The 19,052-nt window shown below is 60.5% G+C and carries 17 protein-coding genes, 1 tRNA gene and 1 riboswitch; of the genes, 4 read left to right on the plus strand and 14 right to left on the minus strand.

The window, feature by feature from the left end; translation table 11 throughout:
• Positions 1–9: 9 nt before the first annotated feature.
• Both AC13Q5_RS21765 and AC13Q5_RS21770 read right to left on the minus strand, forming a co-directional pair.
• Positions 10–83 (minus strand) — tRNA-Gly (locus AC13Q5_RS21765).
• Between the two features lie 58 nt (positions 84–141).
• Positions 142–1,236, minus strand: coding sequence for a 2'-deoxycytidine 5'-triphosphate deaminase (locus tag AC13Q5_RS21770; RefSeq protein WP_075855293.1), 1,095 nt, complete (start codon positions 1,234–1,236; stop codon positions 142–144).
• Positions 1,237–1,308: 72 nt separating this feature from the next.
• A riboswitch (SAM riboswitch) is annotated at positions 1,309–1,387 on the plus strand.
• A gap of 43 nt (positions 1,388–1,430) precedes the next feature.
• On the opposite strand from AC13Q5_RS21770, the gene AC13Q5_RS21775 reads away from it, so the two are divergent.
• The gene (locus tag AC13Q5_RS21775) at positions 1,431–2,618 is read left to right on the plus strand and encodes an O-succinylhomoserine sulfhydrylase (protein WP_488503133.1); all 1,188 of its coding nucleotides are present in this window, start codon (positions 1,431–1,433) and stop codon (positions 2,616–2,618) included.
• Between the two features lie 77 nt (positions 2,619–2,695).
• Here the strand turns inward: AC13Q5_RS21775 and AC13Q5_RS21780 are convergent, their stop codons facing one another.
• Positions 2,696–3,409, minus strand: a complete 714-nt coding sequence (locus AC13Q5_RS21780; RefSeq protein ID WP_488503134.1) for a DNA helicase — start codon at positions 3,407–3,409, stop codon at positions 2,696–2,698.
• A 613-nt stretch (positions 3,410–4,022) separates the two neighbouring features.
• Here AC13Q5_RS21780 and apaG point away from each other — a divergent pair.
• Positions 4,023–4,415, plus strand: coding sequence for a Co2+/Mg2+ efflux protein ApaG (gene apaG / locus AC13Q5_RS21785; RefSeq protein ID WP_075855483.1), 393 nt, complete (start codon positions 4,023–4,025; stop codon positions 4,413–4,415).
• Positions 4,416–4,421: 6 nt separating this feature from the next.
• Here apaG and AC13Q5_RS21790 read toward each other — a convergent pair whose 3' ends face one another.
• The 3 genes from AC13Q5_RS21790 to AC13Q5_RS21800 form a co-directional block, all read right to left on the minus strand.
• On the minus strand, positions 4,422–5,411 hold the full coding sequence (locus AC13Q5_RS21790) for an Hsp33 family molecular chaperone (protein WP_075855297.1): 990 nt from the start codon (positions 5,409–5,411) through the stop codon (positions 4,422–4,424).
• Positions 5,412–5,459: 48 nt separating this feature from the next.
• Complete coding sequence (gene argF, locus AC13Q5_RS21795) at positions 5,460–6,377, minus strand: ornithine carbamoyltransferase (protein ID WP_075855299.1); 918 nt, start codon at positions 6,375–6,377, stop codon at positions 5,460–5,462.
• A 73-nt stretch (positions 6,378–6,450) separates the two neighbouring features.
• Positions 6,451–7,650 carry an acetylornithine transaminase gene (locus tag AC13Q5_RS21800; protein ID WP_488503135.1) on the minus strand — a complete coding sequence of 400 codons (1,200 nt, stop codon included), beginning with the start codon at positions 7,648–7,650 and terminating at the stop codon, positions 6,451–6,453.
• Between the two features lie 425 nt (positions 7,651–8,075).
• On the opposite strand from AC13Q5_RS21800, the gene AC13Q5_RS21805 reads away from it, so the two are divergent.
• Positions 8,076–8,603 (plus strand): GcrA family cell cycle regulator, encoded by a 528-nt coding sequence (locus tag AC13Q5_RS21805; protein WP_488503136.1) that lies wholly within the window; start codon positions 8,076–8,078, stop codon positions 8,601–8,603.
• 92 nt (positions 8,604–8,695) lie between these two features.
• On the opposite strand, the gene phoB is transcribed toward AC13Q5_RS21805, so the two are convergent.
• The 7 genes from phoB to phoR all read right to left on the minus strand — a co-directional run bounded on the left by phoB (position 8,696) and on the right by phoR (position 16,327).
• Positions 8,696–9,379 (minus strand): phosphate regulon transcriptional regulator PhoB, encoded by a 684-nt coding sequence (gene phoB / locus AC13Q5_RS21810; protein ID WP_004128368.1) that lies wholly within the window; start codon positions 9,377–9,379, stop codon positions 8,696–8,698.
• Positions 9,380–9,410: 31 nt separating this feature from the next.
• The gene (gene phoU / locus AC13Q5_RS21815; protein ID WP_075855303.1) at positions 9,411–10,124 is read right to left on the minus strand and encodes a phosphate signaling complex protein PhoU; all 714 of its coding nucleotides are present in this window, start codon (positions 10,122–10,124) and stop codon (positions 9,411–9,413) included.
• A 51-nt stretch (positions 10,125–10,175) separates the two neighbouring features.
• Positions 10,176–10,991 (minus strand): phosphate ABC transporter ATP-binding protein PstB, encoded by an 816-nt coding sequence (gene pstB / locus AC13Q5_RS21820; protein WP_075855304.1) that lies wholly within the window; start codon positions 10,989–10,991, stop codon positions 10,176–10,178.
• Positions 10,992–11,005: 14 nt separating this feature from the next.
• Positions 11,006–12,340: a phosphate ABC transporter permease PstA gene (gene pstA, locus AC13Q5_RS21825; protein ID WP_488503137.1), complete on the minus strand. Its 1,335-nt coding sequence runs from the start codon at positions 12,338–12,340 to the stop codon at positions 11,006–11,008.
• Complete coding sequence (gene pstC / locus AC13Q5_RS21830) at positions 12,337–13,818, minus strand: phosphate ABC transporter permease subunit PstC (protein WP_488503138.1); 1,482 nt, start codon at positions 13,816–13,818, stop codon at positions 12,337–12,339. The genes pstA and pstC overlap by 4 nt, the downstream gene beginning before the upstream one ends.
• 62 nt (positions 13,819–13,880) lie before the next feature.
• Entirely contained in the window at positions 13,881–14,915 is a 1,035-nt protein-coding gene (locus tag AC13Q5_RS21835) for a substrate-binding domain-containing protein (protein ID WP_488503139.1), read from the minus strand.
• A 185-nt stretch (positions 14,916–15,100) separates the two neighbouring features.
• Positions 15,101–16,327, minus strand: a complete 1,227-nt coding sequence (gene phoR / locus AC13Q5_RS21840; protein WP_342196272.1) for a phosphate regulon sensor histidine kinase PhoR — start codon at positions 16,325–16,327, stop codon at positions 15,101–15,103.
• A 276-nt stretch (positions 16,328–16,603) separates the two neighbouring features.
• On the opposite strand from phoR, the gene ppk2 reads away from it, so the two are divergent.
• A complete protein-coding gene (gene ppk2 / locus AC13Q5_RS21845) occupies positions 16,604–17,485 on the plus strand; it encodes a polyphosphate kinase 2 (RefSeq protein WP_488503140.1) in 882 nt (293 codons plus the stop codon).
• An 82-nt stretch (positions 17,486–17,567) separates the two neighbouring features.
• Here the strand turns inward: ppk2 and AC13Q5_RS21850 are convergent, their stop codons facing one another.
• Entirely contained in the window at positions 17,568–18,815 is a 1,248-nt protein-coding gene (locus tag AC13Q5_RS21850) for a hypothetical protein (protein WP_488503141.1), read from the minus strand.
• Positions 18,816–19,052: the final 237 nt, after the last annotated feature.

The raw sequence follows: 19,052 nt of genomic DNA on the forward strand, positions 1-19,052 counted from the left end.
AAAGGTTGCTGGAGCGGGCGAAGGGAATCGAACCCTCGTATTCAGCTTGGGAAGCTGCTGCTCTACCATTGAGCTACACCCGCCTGCACCCTTGAGATGTCCAACAGTTGGCGGCCTCTGTCAAGGCCGCCAAATAGTCGATCAAAGCCGGAAGTGCTTCGAGAGCTTCAGGCCCTGTGCCTGATAGTTCGAGCCGAGGCCCGAGCCGTAAAGGCTGCTCGGCTGCTCCAGCATGTGTTCATAGATCAGGCGGCCGACGATCTGGCCGTCCTCGAGGATGAAGGGCACTTCGTGGCTGCGCACTTCGAGCACCGCGCGGCTGCCACGGCCGCCGGCCGGCGCATGGCCGAAACCGGGATCGAAAAAGCCGGCATAATGGACGCGGAATTCGCCGACCAGCGGATCGAACGGCGTCATCTCTGCGGCAAAGTGCGGCGGCACATGCACCGCTTCGCGCGAAACGAGGATATAGAACTCATCGGGATCGAGGATCAGCTCGGTGCGGCCGCGGCTGTAGAGCGGCTCCCAGAAATCGAAGATATCGTGCTGGGCCTTCTTGTCGACATCGACGACGGCCGTGTGGTGCTTGCCGCGATAGCCGATCAGCCCTTCCTTGTCACCGGCAAGATCGATCGACAGCGCGATGCCGCCGCCGGTGATGTTCGGCTTCTTGCTGGCAACAAGCGTTTCCGTCTCGTGCAGCGCCAGCAGCTCCGGCTCGGTGAGCAGGGCCTGGCCGACACGGAAGCGGATCTGCGACAGGCGCGAGCCGCGGCGGACGACGATCGGGAAGGTGCGCGGGCTGATTTCGAGATAGAGTGGGCCGGAATAGCCGGCCGGGATCTTGTCGAACTCCTGCGCCCGGTCGGTGATGACGCGGGTGAAGATGTCGAGACGGCCGGTGGAGCTCTTCGGATTGGCCGAAGCCGACATGTCCTCAGGCAGGTCGAGACGCTCCATCAGCGGCACGATATAGACGCAACCCGTTTCGAGCACAGCGCCTTCGGAGAGATCGATGACGTGCAACTTCAGCCGGTCGAGCTTGTCGGCGACCAGATGGGACGGGCCGGGCATGAAGCTGGCGCGGACGCGAAAAGCATGCGAGCTAAGCCTGAGATCAAGGCTTGCCGGCTGGATCTGATCGACGTCCAGTTCTCTCTCACTCGTCAGACGCCCCGTTTCAAAGAGCGCTGCGATGGCGCGATCAGCCAAGATTCCAGTATTGCGAGCCATCATGCCTCTCTCATAATTTGTCGCAGACAAAACCAAACTCGGGGAATTGACGCAAGCCGTCAACGGCAGTATTGCAACTTATCCCGTGGTGATTTGGCCGGTCGGCTTGCAGCCACGTTAAACAAATGGCTAAAAAGACCGGGGTTGAACCGGTCTGCTTTCGCGACCGGTTTTTTTGTTTTGAAAGTGGTGATGGCATGAGCAAGACTTGGCGCCCCGCAACCCAGCTCGTACACAACGGAACGCTCCGTTCGCAGTTCGGCGAGACCTCCGAAGCAATCTACCTGACCCAGGGCTTCGTCTATGACACCTCGGAAGCCGCGGAAGCCCGCTTCAAGGGCGAGACGGATGGCTTCATCTACGCCCGCTACGGCAGCCCGACCAACGACATGTTCGAGAAGCGCATGTGCGCTCTGGAAGGCGCTGAAGATGCCCGCGCCACCGCGTCCGGCATGGCCGCCGTTTCCGCCGCCATCCTCTGCCAGCTGAAGGCCGGTGACCATATCGTCGCGGCCCGCGCGCTCTTCGGCTCCTGCCGCTGGGTGGTCGAGACGCTCGCGCCGAAATACGGCATTGAATGCACACTGGTCGATGGCCGCTTCACCGAGAACTGGGAAAAGGCAATCCGCCCGAACACCAAGGTCTTCTTCCTCGAAAGCCCGACCAACCCGACGCTGGAAGTGGTCGATATTGCCGCCGTCGCCAAGCTCGCCAACCAGATCGGCGCCAAGGTGGTGGTCGATAACGTCTTTGCGACGCCGCTCTTCCAGAAGCCGCTCGAACTCGGCGCCCATATCGTCGTCTATTCCGCCACCAAGCATATCGACGGCCAGGGCCGTTCGCTCGGCGGCGTCATCCTTTCCGACAAGCAGTGGATCGACGAGAACCTGCAGGACTATTTCCGCCATACCGGCCCGGCCATGTCGCCGTTTACCGCCTGGACGCTGCTGAAGGGCATCGAGACCCTGCCGCTGCGCGTTGCGCAGCAGACGGCGAATGCCTCCAAGGTTGCGGATTTCCTCGCCGAGCAAGGAAACAAGGTCGCTCGCGTGATCTATCCGGGCCGCAAGGATCATCCGCAGGCCGATATCATCGCCAAGCAGATGAGCGGCGGCTCGACCCTCGTCGCCTTTGAGCTCAAGGGCGGCAAGGAAGCGGCCTTCAAGCTGCAGAACGCGCTTGATATCGTGAAGATTTCCAACAATCTCGGCGACTCGAAGAGCCTGATCACCCATCCGGCCACGACGACGCACAAGAACCTCACGGACGAAGCCCGCGCCGAGCTCGGCATTTCGCCGGGCACCGTGCGCTTCTCCGCCGGCATCGAAGACGGCACCGATCTGGTCGAGGATTTCGCCCGCGCGCTCGAGCAGGTTTCCGCCTGATATCAATCGAGCCGCCCGGAAGCTTTCCGGGCGGCTCGACCTGCCCTCATCGGGCAATGGCAGGATGTGGCAGCCTGTCAGCCGGCAGCCTTGAACTGAACCCGACCGTTGTTCAGGAAGACCATCTTGTCGAACAGCTTGAGATCTAGCGGATTCGGCAGGCGGACATCCGACAGATCCGGCACGGGCTTCAGCGCCGGATCATAAGACCGGTCGATCTGCGAGACGAAGACGACGATCACGCCTCTGGCACGCGCAAACGCCTTCAATGTCTGAACCTGGGTCATCAGTTCCGGCTTCTCCCGCTTCTGATCCAGCAGCTGCAGAAAATCGACCACCGCCAGCGTGCCGCGCGACGCCTGGGCCAGCCTCTCGACGATATAGTCACCACTGATGGCGTCGGAATTGTCGAACTCGAACAGATCAGCAAACTCCGCATGATCGGCACCGATCACCGGGAAACGGTCCAGAACGACCCTTTCCGTGTCTTCCAGCGTAAAGAAGACGCCGCGATTGCCAGCCTTCATGGCTTCGACGGCGAGCCTCAAGCTCATCAAGGTCTTGCCGTGGCCGGGCCGCGCGCCGACAAGTACCAGATCGCCCGGGCTCAAACGCGAATACAGCTCGCCGACGGGCACGGCTGAGCTCGTTTTGCTGGCAAGCAAGCTCCAGCCTTCAAAACCTTCGCCGGCCGCAACGCGATCCAACGCGGCGTGCAAGGGGATATTCTGCTGGCGAGACAGAAGTTTCGCCTTACGCTTCAAATGATAAACAGGGGCAGAAAGCCTCATCTAAACCTCCTATTGCGAGCAATGACCGCAACCCCTCCTTATGCCAGGCGCTCAAACAGTCGGTTTGGATATCGACGGCCCTGCACGAAATATACTTTCCCGTATGGAGGGGGGAGGCACGGGCCATGCCAGAATCAGATGATAGCCGAAATCCTGCTGACAGGGAATCCGGAGCAAGCTCCCCTAGAGGAACATAAGAAAGGAACAGGGCTTATATGGCCAGGAGGTTTTAACAACTGGCAATCAGATGTGACGACCGGTGCTTGAAGTGCACCAGTAATCGCAGCAAGCGTATTTACGCGCCGCACGCCCCATCAGCGGGCATTACGGTAGACAAGACTAAATGACGCGCGAAACAAGATACTTTGAGAAGAAAGGACTAACCTTTTTCATCGACCGTAATAACTGAATTTCAGAACGGCCCGTCTCCATGAGCGAGATTTCATCACGCCGTTCCTTGACGGAATGGATTGGTTATAGGATACCGCTAGATATCCTGCGCTTTGCGGGAGTAGTGGAAAGCGGATAATATGCCGCAGACTTGAAAATGCTGAAACGACAATGGGGCTTCAAGAAGCGCCCGGCGTTTCAGGGCAGTGGCAAGGTATCAGGCATGTATCGCGCCCTAACACGCGACATCGAAGTGGTTGTAGAGCCGTTTTATCTGGAGGAGCAATCCGACCCGGACGATGATCGCTATGTCTGGGGATATCGCATTGTTATTTCCAACCACTCCGAACAGGCCGTGAAACTGGTGACGCGCTACTGGCACATCACCGACATGAACGGCATGGTGGATGAGGTGACCGGGCCTGGCGTCGTCGGCGAGCAGCCGCATCTGAAACCGGGCGATACCTATGAATATTCCTCAGGCTGCCCGCTCGACACGCCCTCAGGCATGATGTTCGGCCACTATCAGATGGAGACGGACGACGGGGAGCTCTTCCATGTCAAGATCCCCGCCTTCTCGCTGGATACACCGAACCTGCTTCGCACGCTGAATTAAGCGGCATCAGGCCACTTCAATCTCCGACACTTCGAAGCGATAAGTGGTCGAGCAGAATTCGCAGGTCACGGCGATCTCGCCATTGTCCTGGCTCGCTTCGATTTCCTCGGCCGTAAACCCCTTCAAGACGCCCTTCAGCTTGTCGCGCGAGCACGAACAGCGGTCATAGACGGCCTTCGGCTCGTAGACGCGCACGCCGCGTTCGTGGAAGAGACGGTAGAGAAGACGCTCGGTGCCGACTTGCGGATCCGTCAGCTCATCGGCATCGATGGTTTCCACCAGGCTGCGCGCCTCCGCCCAGGCATCATCCTCGACATGGTTGCGAACGCCGGAATCGCCATCACCGCCATGCAGGTCCGGCTGGCGCATGCGTTCGGGCGCCTCTGGAAGGAACTGCGCGATCAGGCCGCCAGCACGCCAGCGGTGGCGCGGCTTGCCATTCTCGTCGCGATCGAAGAGTTCCGCAGCACCGAGGCGCACGCGCGTCGGTATCTGTTCCGACTGGCGAAAATAAGTGCCGGCGATCTCCTCGAGCGAAGCGCCATCGAGTGCCACGATACCCTGATAGGGCTGGCTGAAACGTCCCTGATCGATGGTGAAGGCGAGCACGCCCTTGCCGAGCAGCTGCTCCGGCTCGGTCCGGCCTTCGGCGACAGCCTTTGCCAAAGCTTCTTCGTCGAAACGAGCGTAGGCGCGAACATTTTCCGGCGTCGAGAAATCGGCAACCAGAAGGTCGACGGGACCGTCGCCCTTGGTCTGCACGGTGAACTTGCCTTCGAACTTCAGCGACGTGCCGAGCAGGACGGTGAGAACAACGGCCTCGGCCAGAAGGCGTGCAACCGGCGTCGGATAGTCGTGCCGGGCGAGGATCGCATCCAGCAGCGGACCGAGCTGCACGGCACGGCCTCGCACGTCCAAACCTTCCACCTGGAAGGGAACGACGTGATCGTCACCGGCGAAATCGAACTGACCCAGCGTTGAGGCATTTTCGGCCATTGCTTTACTCCTACTGCGCCCGCGCCTTTGAGGCGCGGTTTGATATCTTCAGATCGCGCCCAGGCACCAAGCAAGAATCGACTTTTGCGCATGAAGGCGGTTTTCCGCCTCATCAAAGACAACGGATTGCGGACCGTCGATCACCTCGTCCGTCACCTCCTCTCCGCGATGGGCGGGCAGGCAATGCATGAACAACGCGTCTTTGCCGGCCTGTGCCATCAAAGCCTTGTTGACCTGATAGGGCTGGAAGACGTTATGACCGCGAGCCCGGTGCTCCTGATTCATGGAAACCCAGGTATCGGTTACCACGCAATCGACGCCGGCGACCGCACGGTCTGCATCATGCGAGAGCATGATTTCGGCGCCCTCGTTGCGGGCCCAGTTCAGATAGTGATCCTTCGGCTCGGAACCAAGGGGTACCGCCATATTCATGCGATAGCCAAAGCGCGCGGCGCCTTCGATCAGCGAATGCAGCACATTGTTGCCGTCGCCCGTCCAGGCAAGCGTCTTGCCTTTGATCGGGCCGCGATGCTCCTCGAAGGTCATGATATCGGCCATGATCTGGCAGGGATGCGTATCGTCGGTCAGCGCATTGATGACGGGCACGGTCGCGTGTTCCGCCAGCTCCAGCAGGCGGGAGTGATCGGTCGTGCGGATCATGATGGCATCGACATAGCGCGACAGCACCTTTGCCGTATCGCCGATCGTCTCGGCGCGGCCAAGCTGCATTTCGGTGCCGGAGAGGAACAGCGTCTCGCCGCCGAGCTGTCGCATGCCGACATCAAAGGAGACGCGGGTTCGGGTGGACGGCTTCTCGAAGATCATCGCCAGCATCTTGCCGGCGAGCGGCTTGTCGGCCGTGCCGGCCTTCTGCGCGGTCTTTCGTACGATCGCGTCATCGATGATGTTGCGCAGATCTGCAGCCGGAACGGCAGAGAGATCGAGAAAGTGTTTCGGAGAAGCCATGTCCTTACCTGTACTCCAGAAAAAACAATAACGCCCGCGTGGGGCAGGAACGCCCCGACTGCGGGCGTTGAACTCAAGCCGATTTTTTAGTGCGGGCGGCGCGCGCACGCTCGGCGGCACGCTCCAGGCGAGCGAGACCTTCGCGTGCTTCTTCGGCAGTCACGACCAGCGGCGGCAGCAAGCGGATGACGTTGTCGCCGGCCGGCACGCCAAGCAGGTGCTCCGCACGGATCGCCTGCAGCAGCTCCGCCTGCGGAATGGCCGCCTTGACGCCCAGCATCAGGCCTTCGCCGCGAACATCCTCGATGATGTCGGGGAAGCGATCCTTGAGCGAGGCCAGCCCCTGACGGAACACCAGCGCGATATCGCGCACATGTTGCAGGAAGCCTTCGGCGAGCACGATGTCGAGAACGGCGTTGCCGACGGCCATGGCAAGCGGATTGCCGCCATAAGTCGAGCCGTGCGTGCCCGCCTTCATGCCGGAAGCAGCTTCCGCCGTCGCAAGGCACGCACCGAGCGGGAAACCACCGCCGATACCCTTGGCGACCGCCATGATGTCAGGCTTGATGCCAGCCCATTCATGGGCAAACAGCTTGCCCGTTCGGCCGACGCCGCACTGCACTTCATCAAGGATCAACAGCAGGCCGTGCTCGTCGCAGATCTGGCGCAGCCCCCGCAGGAATTCATTGGTGGCCGGGCGGATGCCGCCCTCGCCCTGCACCGGTTCGATCAGGATCGCGGCCGTCGCGTCGGTGATAGCGGCACGCACGGCATCGAGATCGCCGAACTGCACCTGGTCGAAGCCCGGCGCCTTCGGACCGAAACCTTCGATATACTTTTCCTGACCACCGGCAGCGATCGTCGCGATCGTGCGGCCATGGAACGCACCTTCGAAGGTGATGATATGGAACTTTTCAGGATGCCCCTTGGCGAACTGATAGCGCCGTGCCGTCTTGATGGCGCATTCCAGCGCTTCTGCACCCGAATTGGTGAAGAACACCTTGTCGGCGAAGGTGGCTTCCGTCAGCCGCTTCGACAGCTTCTCCTGACCGGGCACCTCATAGAGGTTGGAAAGGTGCCAGACCTTGTCAGCCTGGGCCTTCAATTCGGCAACAAGATGGGGATGGGCATGGCCGAGCGAGTTGACCGCGACGCCGGCCGCGAAATCGAGGTAGCGCTCGCCATTTTCGGTGACCAGCCAGACGCCCTCGCCTCGCTCGAACCGTAGCGGAGCGCGCATATAGGTGTCATAAAGCGGCGTGGTCTCGGCCATGGCCATATCTCCTCGATCACAACTTTAAGGACCGATCGCTTCCATTTGATGAAACGGGTCCGAAAAAATCAAAAATGCCGCCTTGCGGCGGCTTGGGCACTATTGATGTTTTGCACCGCGATGTCAACAAAACTGGCGCTTTAGCAGGTGCGAGATAGCGCTTGCGGGCGAAAGAGATGGGTTCGGCGGCGCCTATTGCAGAAATGCCACGCCTGGGCAGCAAGTTGGGGAAAACCTCGAAATCGATTCCTCAAGATTCTCGCGACTCTTGTCACGGAGTCAGCCTCACACTAGGTTAAAAACCAATTGCTAGACTGCATGCGGCGGAACTAGTCACCACAATTTTAGAGCGTTTCGCGCCTTGTTCCCATGCGAGGCAATGGTGAGGGATTCTGCCATCGGAAACGCGACAGCGGAGACAGGGCATGAATTGGACAGACGAACGCGTCGAGAAGCTGAAAAAGCTATGGTCCGAAGGGTTGAGCGCCAGCCAAATTGCTGCGCAGCTCGGTGACGTGAGCCGTAATGCCGTCATCGGCAAGGTGCATCGCCTGAACCTTCCCGGTCGAGCGAAGGCGGGCGGCACGACAACCACAGCGCGCACGCCGAAGCGCAGCGCCGCAGCGCCTCGCGCCGCAAGCTACGGATCGCGCGTTGCTACCCGCACGGTGGTCACCCGTCAGCAGGGCGCAACCATGCTGAAGGAAGAGATCGAGGTCGATTCCGTCAACGAAATTCAATATCGCCCGGCTGCAAATGTCGTCGTTCCGATCTCCCGCCGGCTCGGCCTGACGGAACTGACGGAACGCACCTGCAAGTGGCCGGTCGGCGACCCGCTGAAGGATGATTTCCACTTCTGCGGCAACGACAGCCCGGATTCGTCGCCTTATTGCACCTATCATCAGCGCATGGCCTACCAGCCGGTGCATGATCGCCGACGCAACAACGGCTGAAAACCATAAGCAAAACCCAAGAAAAACGGGCCCCTCGAGGCCCGTTTTTATATTTCCGCCGCTATGTCGTAATGCCCGAGCGGCCTTGCCGCTCAGGCTTCCATGGAATAGCCCGCGCCACGAACGGTGCGGATGACATCCTGCATATTGGAGAAATTCAGCGCCTTGCGCAGACGGCCGACATGGACGTCGACGGTGCGTTCGTCGACATAGATATCGTGCCCCCATACGCCGTCGAGCAGCTGCGAACGCGAGAAGACGCGTCCAGGCGAGGACATCAAGAATTCCAGCAGGCGGAATTCCGTTGGCCCCAACCGCACTTCGCGGCTCTTGCGATGGACGCGATGGGTTTCGCGGTCCAGCTCGATATCGCCACAGCGCAGCACCGTGGAGAGAACCTCCGGGCGGGCACGCCGCAGCATCGCCTTGACGCGGGCCATCAGCTCCGGCGTCGAGAACGGCTTGACGACGTAATCGTCCGCGCCGGTGGAAAGCCCACGCACGCGCTCGCTTTCCTCGCCGCGGGCCGTCAGCATGATGATCGGCAGGCGCTCCGTCTCCGGCCGCATACGCAGCCGGCGGCAGAGCTCGATGCCGGATACACCGGGGAGCATCCAATCGAGGATCAGGAGATCGGGGATGCGCTCCTGGAGACGCAGCTCAGCCTCATCGCCTCTGAGGATCGTGTCGACCTCGAAGCCTTCGGCCTCAAGATTGTAGCGCAGCAGAACGCTAAGCGCTTCCTCGTCTTCTACAACAGCAACTCTCGGAACCATGCGCCTATGGTCTCCTTTCTTCGCTTCCAGATTATTCCGTCACCGCGCCGACGGTGTTGGCGGTATCGTCTTTCGGGCGCTCGCCTTCCGGCTGCGCGCCTGTCGCCATGTAATAGATCGTCTCGGCGATGTTCGTGGCATGGTCGCCGATGCGCTCGATGTTCTTGGCGCAGAAAAGAAGATGCGTGCAGGTGGTGATGTTGCGCGGATCCTCCATCATGTAGGTCAACATCTCGCGGAACAGCGAGGTGTACATTGCGTCGATTTCCTCGTCGCGTTCGCGGATCGACACGGCCTTGTCGGGCGAGCGGGTCGCGTAGACATCCAGAACTTCCTTGAGCTGGCTCAGCGCCAGTTCGGAGAGGTGCTCGATGCCGCGAGCGAGGCGGCGTGGAACGCCGGTGCCCTGAACGGCGATGACGCGCTTGGCGGTGTTCTTGCCAAGATCGCCAACACGCTCCAGGTCGGAGGCGATGCGGATCGAACCCATGATCTCACGCAGGTCGGCTGCCATCGGCTGGCGGCGAGCGATCGTGACGATCGCCTTGTCGCCGACTTCGCGCTCGGCATGGTCGAGAACGACGTCGTCGGAAATGACCTTCTGGGCAAGACCGGCATCGCTGTTGACGAGCGCGCGTACGCTGTCGCTGACCATCTGCTCGGCCAGGCCGCCCATTTCCGCAATGCGGCGCGTCAGGAACTTCAGGTCTTCGTCGTAGGCAGAGAGAATGTGAGTGGAGACCATTTTTCTATCCTCAAGGTGAACTGTGTGAAATGAGCCGCGCGCCTGACATCATCAACCAAAACGGCCCATGATGTAATCCTGCGTGCGGAAATCGTCGGGATTGGTGAACATCTTATCGGTGTCATTCTCCTCGACCAGGTGGCCGAGGTGGAACATTGCGGTGCGTTGCGAAACGCGGGCTGCCTGCTGCATGGAATGCGTCACGATGACGATCGTGAAATTTTCCCGCAGCTCGTGGATAAGGTCTTCGACCTTGGCCGTTGCAATCGGATCGAGCGCCGAGCACGGCTCGTCCATCAGGATGACCTCCGGGCTGACCGCAACGGCGCGGGCGATGCACAGACGCTGCTGCTGACCGCCCGACAGGCTCGTACCGGCGTCATGGAGCCGATCCTTCACCTCGCCCCAAAGACCGGCCTTCTGCAGGCTGGTTTCGACGATATGTTCGAGATCGGCTTTCGAACGATGCAGGCCATGGATGCGCGGACCGTAGGCGACATTCTCATAGATCGACTTCGGAAACGGGTTGGGCTTCTGGAAGACCATGCCGACGCGGGCGCGCAATTCAACGACATCAATGCTGTTATCGTAGACATCCTGATCGTCGAGCGTGATCTTGCCGGTGACGCGGCAAGTCTCGATCGTATCGTTCATGCGGTTGAGGCAACGCAGGAAGGTGGACTTGCCGCAACCGGAAGGACCGATCAGAGCCGTGACCGTATTCGCACGGATCTTCAGATTGACGTCGAAAAGCGCGCGCTTGTCGCCATAGAAGACCGAAACGTCCTGGCCGATCATCTTGTAGGGGATCGTCATCATCTTCTTGGTCAATGCTTTTTCGCTTGCGGCTTCCGTCATCATGTTCATCCTACGGCCCTCCCTTACCAGCGCCGCTCGAAGCGGCGGCGCAGCAGGATGGCGCCGATATTCATTGCGACGAGGAAGAAGAGCAGGACGATGATGGCCCCGGACGTTCTTTCGACGAAGGCACGCTCGGCTTCGCTCGCCCACATGTAAATCTGCACCGGCAGCGCCGTCGACGGATCGAGGGGCGATGCCGGATAGTTGGCGACAAAGGCGACCATGCCGATCAAAAGCAGCGGCGCCGTCTCGCCGAGCGCATGGGCAAGCCCGAGGATCGTGCCCGTCAGAATGCCCGGCATCGCAAGCGGCAGGACGTGATGGAAGACCATCTGCATGCGTGACGCGCCTAGCCCGAGCGCCGCGCTGCGGATCGACGGCGGCACGGCCCGCAATGCCGAGCGCGTGGCAATGATGATCATCGGCAGCGTCATTAGGCTCAGCACCAGTCCGCCGACCAGCGAGGCCGAACGCGGCAGGCCCATCATGTTGATGAAGACCGAGAGACCCAGCAAGCCGTAGACGATCGAAGGAACGGCCGCGAGATTGTTGATATTGACCTCGATCAGATCCGTCAGCCGGTTCTTCGGCGCGAACTCCTCCAGATAGATCGACGCCGCAACGCCGACGGGCAGAGCAAGAACGAGCACGGTCAGCATCAGATAGAGCGAGCCGATCAGCGCGACACCGAGACCGGCGGCCTCCGGCCGGCTCGAATTGCCCGATACGAAAAGGCCGCTGTTGAAAGCCTTGTACAGCGCACCGCTATCGCTGAGCTGCTTCATCCAGGCGATCTGCCGATCGGATATCTTGCGGTCCTTTTCGTCGACGGTGAGATCGATCTGGCCCTTGTTGGCGGAATCGATATTGGCGCTGGCCAGGAAGGTGACGTTCTCAGTCGTTCCTATGATCGAGGGGTTGGCAACGACCCGGTCACGCAGCACGACCCTGGCGCCCTCCGACACTATGGCCGTCGCCTCGCGAACAAGCGCGCGATTGGCCGGATCGATGCGAAGCACTTTCACCAGCGCGTCCCGTACGAGAACCGGATAGTTGGCAGCAATCAGTACCTTCGGATCGCTCGTGCGCTTGGCAGTCGGGTCGATCACCTTCTCGCTGAATTCGATCGGCAGGGTGATCGAAGTCTGAACGAAGGCGGTATAGCCGGTGCGGACCACGGTCGAGACCAGGATGATGAGGAAGACGAGACCAAAGATGACGGCCGTGATGCCGTAGGCGCGAAAGCGGCGCTCGGCGGCGTAGCGTCGCCTGATGCCGATATCGCGGCGCGCGGGCGCACCCGGTGTCAGGCCGCGCGGCATGTTCACCTGAGGGGAGGATACGATGTCGCTCATTCGTATTGCTCCCTGTAACGGCGGACAATGTAGAGCGCATAGACATTGAGGCACAGCGTCAGGCAAAACAGCGTGATGCCGAGCGCGAAAGCGACGAGCGTCTGCGGCGAGGTAAACTCCAGATCGCCGGTCAGCTGGTTGACGATCTTCACGGTGACAGTCGTCATCGGTTCGAAGGGATCTAGCTGCATGCGGGCGGCCACGCCGGCAGCCAGCACCACGATCATGGTTTCGCCGATCGCCCGCGACGCGGTCATCAGCAGCGCACCGACGATGCCCGGAAGGGCGGCCGGCAGGAGCACGCGCTTGACCGTTTCGGAACGCGTGGCGCCGAGGCCGAGCGAGCCGTCGCGCAGCGAACGCGGCACGGCCATGATGATATCGTCCGATAGCGAGGAAACGTAAGGGATGAGCATCACGCCCATGACGAAGCCGGCCGTCAAAACGCTCTGCGCTTCGATGAAGCTTCTGTAGCTCCCGGTCATCAAGCCATCGATCTCGGCGGAGATATCGCGCAGGAAGGGGCCGACCGTGATGAGGGCGAAGAAGCCGTAGACGATCGTCGGAATGCCGGCCAACACCTCCAGCATCGGCTTGGCGATGGAGCGCACGCGCGCCGAGGCATATTCCGCCATGTAGATCGCCGCGAACAGGCCGATGGGCACGGCAAAGAGCATGGCAACGAAGCCGATATAGATCGTGCCGGCCAGCAGCGGGATCAGGCCAAAGGTGCCCGAGGTCTGCGAGCCTGCGCCGGTGAAGCGCGGATCCCAGACGGTTCCGAAGAAGAATTCGCTGGCCGGCACCATGCTGAAGAAACGCGCCGCTTCCGAAAGCATGGAAACGACGATCCCGACCGTGGTCAGCACCGCGATGGAAGAGGCGACGATCAGGGCACCGAGAATGACCTGCTCGACACGGTTTCGAGCGCGAAAACGTGGCGCTATGGCGCGCAGGCCATAAGCGGCGCACAGCAGCGACAGGATGATCGCCGCCGCCGACATCACCAGTCGGCTCACTTCGCGCATGCGATTGTACTTGTTGGCGGCATCGATCATATAGCCGGTGGGGCGAACGGCGAGGGGGACGCCCTTCTGCGCCAGCAGCAATTGTAGATCAGCCTTGCCGCCATCGACATCGGCAAGTTCCTCGCTATCGAGCATACGCATGCCGTGGGCGATGCTGCGCACCATGCCGTAGCTGAGATTGAGTTCGGCCGGCGGAAGAGACTGAACCTCCTCGGGGAAGGATTTGGTCACCACGCGGTCGATCACGATTGGGCTGACGATCAGCCAGACGCAGACGAGCGCCAAAGCCGGAAGTATCGCCCAGATAGCGGCATAAGCACCGTGATAGCCGAGCCGGGAATGCATGGACGAAGACCTGCCGCCCGACAGCGCAGCCGCCCTCACCCGCCCCAGCACGAAAGCCGAGGCGCCGAAGACCGACAAGCAGAGCAGCAGCAGCGATACACTCATTCCCATTCCCCGGCGAGCACCGGCGCGGCAACGAGCCGCGCCGGTGCTCGATCCTTACGCACTCACATGATCTTCCCGCCCGCGAAATCCTTGCGGATCTGGTCGCGTTCAGCATCCGGCGCAGGCACGAGGCCATATTCCGCCAGCGGACTGTCCGGTCCGATCATCTGATCGCTCGTGAAGAAATCGACATATTCCTTGAGCCCAGGGATGACACCCAGATGGGCCTTCTTGACGTAAAAGAACAACGGCCGCGATACCGGATAGGTGCCATCGGCGATCGTCTGGCCCGAGGGCACGATGCCGCTGACAGTGGCGACCTTCAGCTTGTCGGCGTTGTTCTGGAAGAAATACAGGCCAAAGACGCCGATGCCGTGCTTGTTGGCATTGATGCGGGCCAGCGTCTCGGGATAGTCGCCGTCGATATCGACAGCGACGCCATCCTTGCGCACGGCTATGCATTTCTTGGCCTGCTGGCCGGCATCGGAAACCGCGACCTTGATGACATCAGCCGCGCCGGAAGCCTTGCAGCCGGCGGCGAGCACCTTTTCTTCGAAGACTTCGCGCGTGCCATGCTTCTCGCCCGGAATATAGGCGACGATTTCAAAATCCGGCAGCGACGGGTTGATCTCAGACCACTTCTTGTAGGGGTTGGCGACCAGCTTGCCATCGACGACCACTTCGGCGGCAAGCGCCTTGTAGAGGTCGACCGGCTCGAACTTGATGTCGGGATTGCTCTTGTCGAAGGCAAAGACGATGCCGTCATAGCCGATCTTGATCTGCTGGATGTCAGCAACGCCGGCGGCCTTACAGGCTTCGACTTCACTGTCCTTGATCGGGCGCGACGAATTGGCGATGTCGATTGAATCCGTTCCGACGCCCTTGCAGAACTCCTTCAGGCCGGCTCCGGAGCCGCCGGACTCCACCACGGGAGTCTTGAAATTGGTGAAGGTCTCGCCGAAGGTTTCAGCAACGATCTTGGCATATGGAAATACGGTCGACGAGCCGGCAATCTGAATTTGATCGCGGGCGGTTGCAGCTCCTCCAAGGGCAGCCGATGCAACCAGCGCAAGAATGGATATTTTCAAAGCATTCATAACGAATCCCCCTAATGAGCTTTGAAGAGCGCTGAGGTGGACGCCACATCCACTTTTTCAGCAGTCCATTCTTACTGGCGAAAACACCGCCCTTTTATGTCAGGCGAGTGAAACAATTATGACAGACCATCTATCTGATATTATTTGGATAAATCACTGGCCAAAAGAGCGTTTTATAGAGGTTCTCAGAAGCGGACCGTAAAGTCGGTTCCCTTTCCAACTTCCGACTTGACGATCAGTCTGGCGCGGTGGCGGGTCAGGATGTGCTTGACAATAGCAAGCCCGAGACCGGTTCCCTTCTTGGATCGACTGTCCTCAACGTTGACGCGATAGAAGCGCTCGGTCAGACGCGGCACATGTTCTGCGGGTATCCCCGGCCCCTTGTCCGAGACGACGACCTCGACGGCCTGATCGGCACCACTCAGCAGCGAAACTTCGACCGACTTGCCTTCCTGGCCATATTTGCAAGCATTCTCGATCAGGTTCTCGAAGACCTGCACCAGCTCGTCGCGATCGCCCAATACCTCCACCTTGCCTGTCGGCAAATGCAGATTGATGGTCACATCGAGATCACCGGCAAGCGGCAGCAGGGAGTCGCGCACATGGCCAAGTAGGGGTACGAGATCCACCTTCTGATCCGGCGCAATATGTGACTTCAGCTCCAGGCGCGACAGCGAGAGGAGGTCGTCGACCAGCCTGCTCATGCGGGTCGTCTGATCGAGCATGATGCCAAGAAAACGCTGCTGCGCCTTGGCATCGGACTTGGCCGGCCCCTGGATTGTCTCGATGAAGCCGCGAAGCGAAGCGAGCGGCGTGCGCAGCTCATGGCTGGCATTGGCGACGAAATCGGAGCGCATGCGGTCAATATGGCGCAGCTCCGATATATCGCGGAAGGAGAGCAGGAAGAGGGCATCCTCTTGCCTGTCGATCTCGGGCAAATGGATCGGTGCGATGCGCACGACATAGACCCGCTCCGAGGGCAGACGCTCGGAATGCTCGATCTGGTTCGGCGTATTGGTGGCGATGGTCTCGCGCACCATATCGAGCAGGCCCGGCGAGCGCAGCTTCGAGGAAATATGCGCTCCAATCGGAAAGGCGCCGAAGGCTTTTTCGACGGCCATGTTCTGCACCAGCACCGACGCTTCACGATCGATGATCAGCACCGGCATGTCGAGCGACGCCAATCCCGCAAAGGCGGTGCGCAATAGGGCTTGCGGATCAACGGGCGCCGACTCGGCCTGCGATGGCACCACCACCCGCTCGACCAGCGGCGGGCGAAGCAGCGTGACGATCATGACGATGGCCCAGATCCAGAATACGGCACCGGTGTTGATGCCTTCAACGAGAGCGAGCGCGGCAATCAGCGTCGCCAGAACCAGGATGGCACTCTCCTGCCGCAGCCGCACTGCCAACTTCCTGACAAATGACCATTCGTCTTCCAACTGCGCCCGTCCCTTCGCCTACCATCATGGAATGCTGGATTCCGCGTCTTATCCGCGATTCATGACAGAAGTATTCGGCTCTATCCACAGAAGCCCATAACTGACAAGAATAAATGTAGCCGGCAAAACAGGATGACGGCAAAGGGCTTGAAACCATTGAACAAAAGCTCCAGTTTCCTCGAAGAGCTTTTTTGCCGCCGTCAGGCGGCAGGGTTAACACAGCGTAAACAGCCGAGGAGCCGACATATGGGGGAGAAAGCAGAAAGCCGCGCGGTGGAACTGGATATTCGTGGCGTCAAGCGCATATTCGATGTCGATGATCCCATCCTGCCGAGCTGGATCGACGACGAGGCTCTGACCTCGGGCGGCTATCCCTACAACAAGAAGCTCAAGGAAGACGAATATCTCGATGAGTTGAAAGCGCTGCAGATCGAACTCATCAAAGTGCAGTTCTGGTTGCAGGCGACCGGCAAACGGGTGATGGCCCTCTTCGAGGGGCGCGATGCCGCTGGCAAGGGGGGCTCGATTGCGGCGACCTCGGCCCATATGAATCCCCGTCTGGCGCGCGTGGTGGCACTGACGAAGCCAACCGACCGCGAAGGCGGCCAATGGTACTTCCAGCGCTATGTCGCCCAGTTTCCGACGGCGGGCGAATTCGTGCTGTTCGACCGCTCCTGGTATAACCGCGCCGGCGTCGAGCCGGTCATGGGCTTCTGCACGCCGAAGCAATATGAGCAGTTTCTGAAACAGGCGCCGCAGATGGAAAAGCTCATCGTCCAAGAGGGCATCTATTTCTTCAAATTCTATCTCGATATCGGCCGGGAGATGCAGCTGAAGCGGTTCCATGACCGCCGCCATGATCCCCGCGCCGTCTGGAAGCTTTCCTCGATGGATATCGCCGCCCTGCCGAAATGGAAGGACTACAGCGAGAAGCGCGATCGCATGCTGAAGGATACGCATACCGACCATGCACCCTGGACCGTTATTCGCGCCAACGACAAGCGACGTGCCCGCCTGAATCTTGTCCGTCACATTCTGCTGACGCTCGACTATGACGGCAAGGACAAGAAGGCCATCGGCAAGATCGACGAAAAAATCCTCGGCATGGGTTCGGACATTCTCGCCTAGAGCCTTTTGCCGTGACGGAATTCCAGGCGGAAAACCGCTGCGCATTTTTCCTAGAATTGCTTTAACGGCATGCGGCCCGGGCTTATTGCCCGGGCAATACGCGAATGGCGTAGATATTGACGCCCCGCGCCTTGCCATCGACATCGCTGTTGATGATCAGGCGGCCCGAACCGGTCGGCGCCATCGAGCGATCGAACTGGACCTGAAAGAGCGAATCCGTCTTCTGGCGGCTGACCGTGAAGCGATGACGCCCGCAACGCCCCAGCGAGCCGAAATCGCATTCCACCGTAATCTGCGTCGGCGCATCCGAGGTTGACTGCAATGTCAAGGCGATCGTCGAGGCCTTGCCAGCCATCTGCTGCAGCACATTGACCGGCACTTCGATCGAACCGCTGCCGCCCGAACCGCTGCTGAGCGAGGTCAGCCGCACGGCAGGTCCCTCGTTCTCCGATACGTTTTCGGCCTTCGACTGCGGGCCGGTCGTAACCTTCGGCGCGTCAGTGGGCTTCAATATCTCGAGCCATTCCGCCGAGAAGCTGTTCTGCGGGTCGATGGTCGCAAGACCCGGATTGACCGGACCGCTATTGTCGTCCTGATCCGACATATCGTCATCGCTGGCATTGCCGCTGAAATCCTGCGAATCGACATGTGCCGGCGGGTTGGGCACGCTCGTATCCCTTTGGGAGGCAGACATGAGCAGACCCGAGCTCTTGATCCACCAGGCGCCGACACCGAGGAAAGCGAGCAGGATACAGAAGACCAGCAGGCGGGAGAAGAACTTGCGCGGCTTGCGGCGCACGGCCGCGCGCTCCGGCTTGAAATTCATCGACCGCGCCGGGGCCGCATCGGCCGTCGGACGCACATCGCTGTCCGCGCCGAGATGATCGGCGGGGCCGGCGCGCATATCGCCGAATTCATCTTCACGCGCCGCCAGCTCGGCCGACGTCGGTTCCGCGGGAACGGCAGGGCCTGCCGACATCGGCGGATCGCGTGTTTCCCCGCGCACGCTCATGACGGGCTCCTGCGGCGATGCGGCGGCCTGCCTTGCATCCGGCCTGGGTGCGGCAGGAGAGACATGCGGAGCATCCAGCTCCGGCGAAACCGGCATCGCCTGCGCGGGGCGGGCACGCTCCTGGGCTTCGATTTCGCGGATCGTCGCCTCCAGACGCTGGCGCTGGGCGGCGACGACGTTGACATCGGTAATGTCCTGCTTGCGAAGGCCTGCTTCCAGCGCCTGCCGCGCCGACTGATAGATGCGAGCCCGAATTTCCGGATTGGCGCGATCAGACCGATCCAAGGCGCTTCTGATAGCCGTTTCTAATCCGCTCACATCAGATCCTTTACTCTCACCCGCAACATACGCGCAGACTCTGCCGACAAGGCAGCCACATTTTCATCATCCGTTAACCGGATTCGGTAACGCCCAGATTTGCAATAGGCAAGCCTCCGGCATGGGTTAAGGGCACTCGGGCGGGGATAAACGGCAAAGACGACGCAAATGGGGTAACCTCGGAAGCGTGGAGAGGTGTCTGTCGCGGAGGGGATCATCACTATCGCCTGCTGCCTC

This window comes from Martinezella sp. CNPSo 3964 (assembly GCF_057784375.1).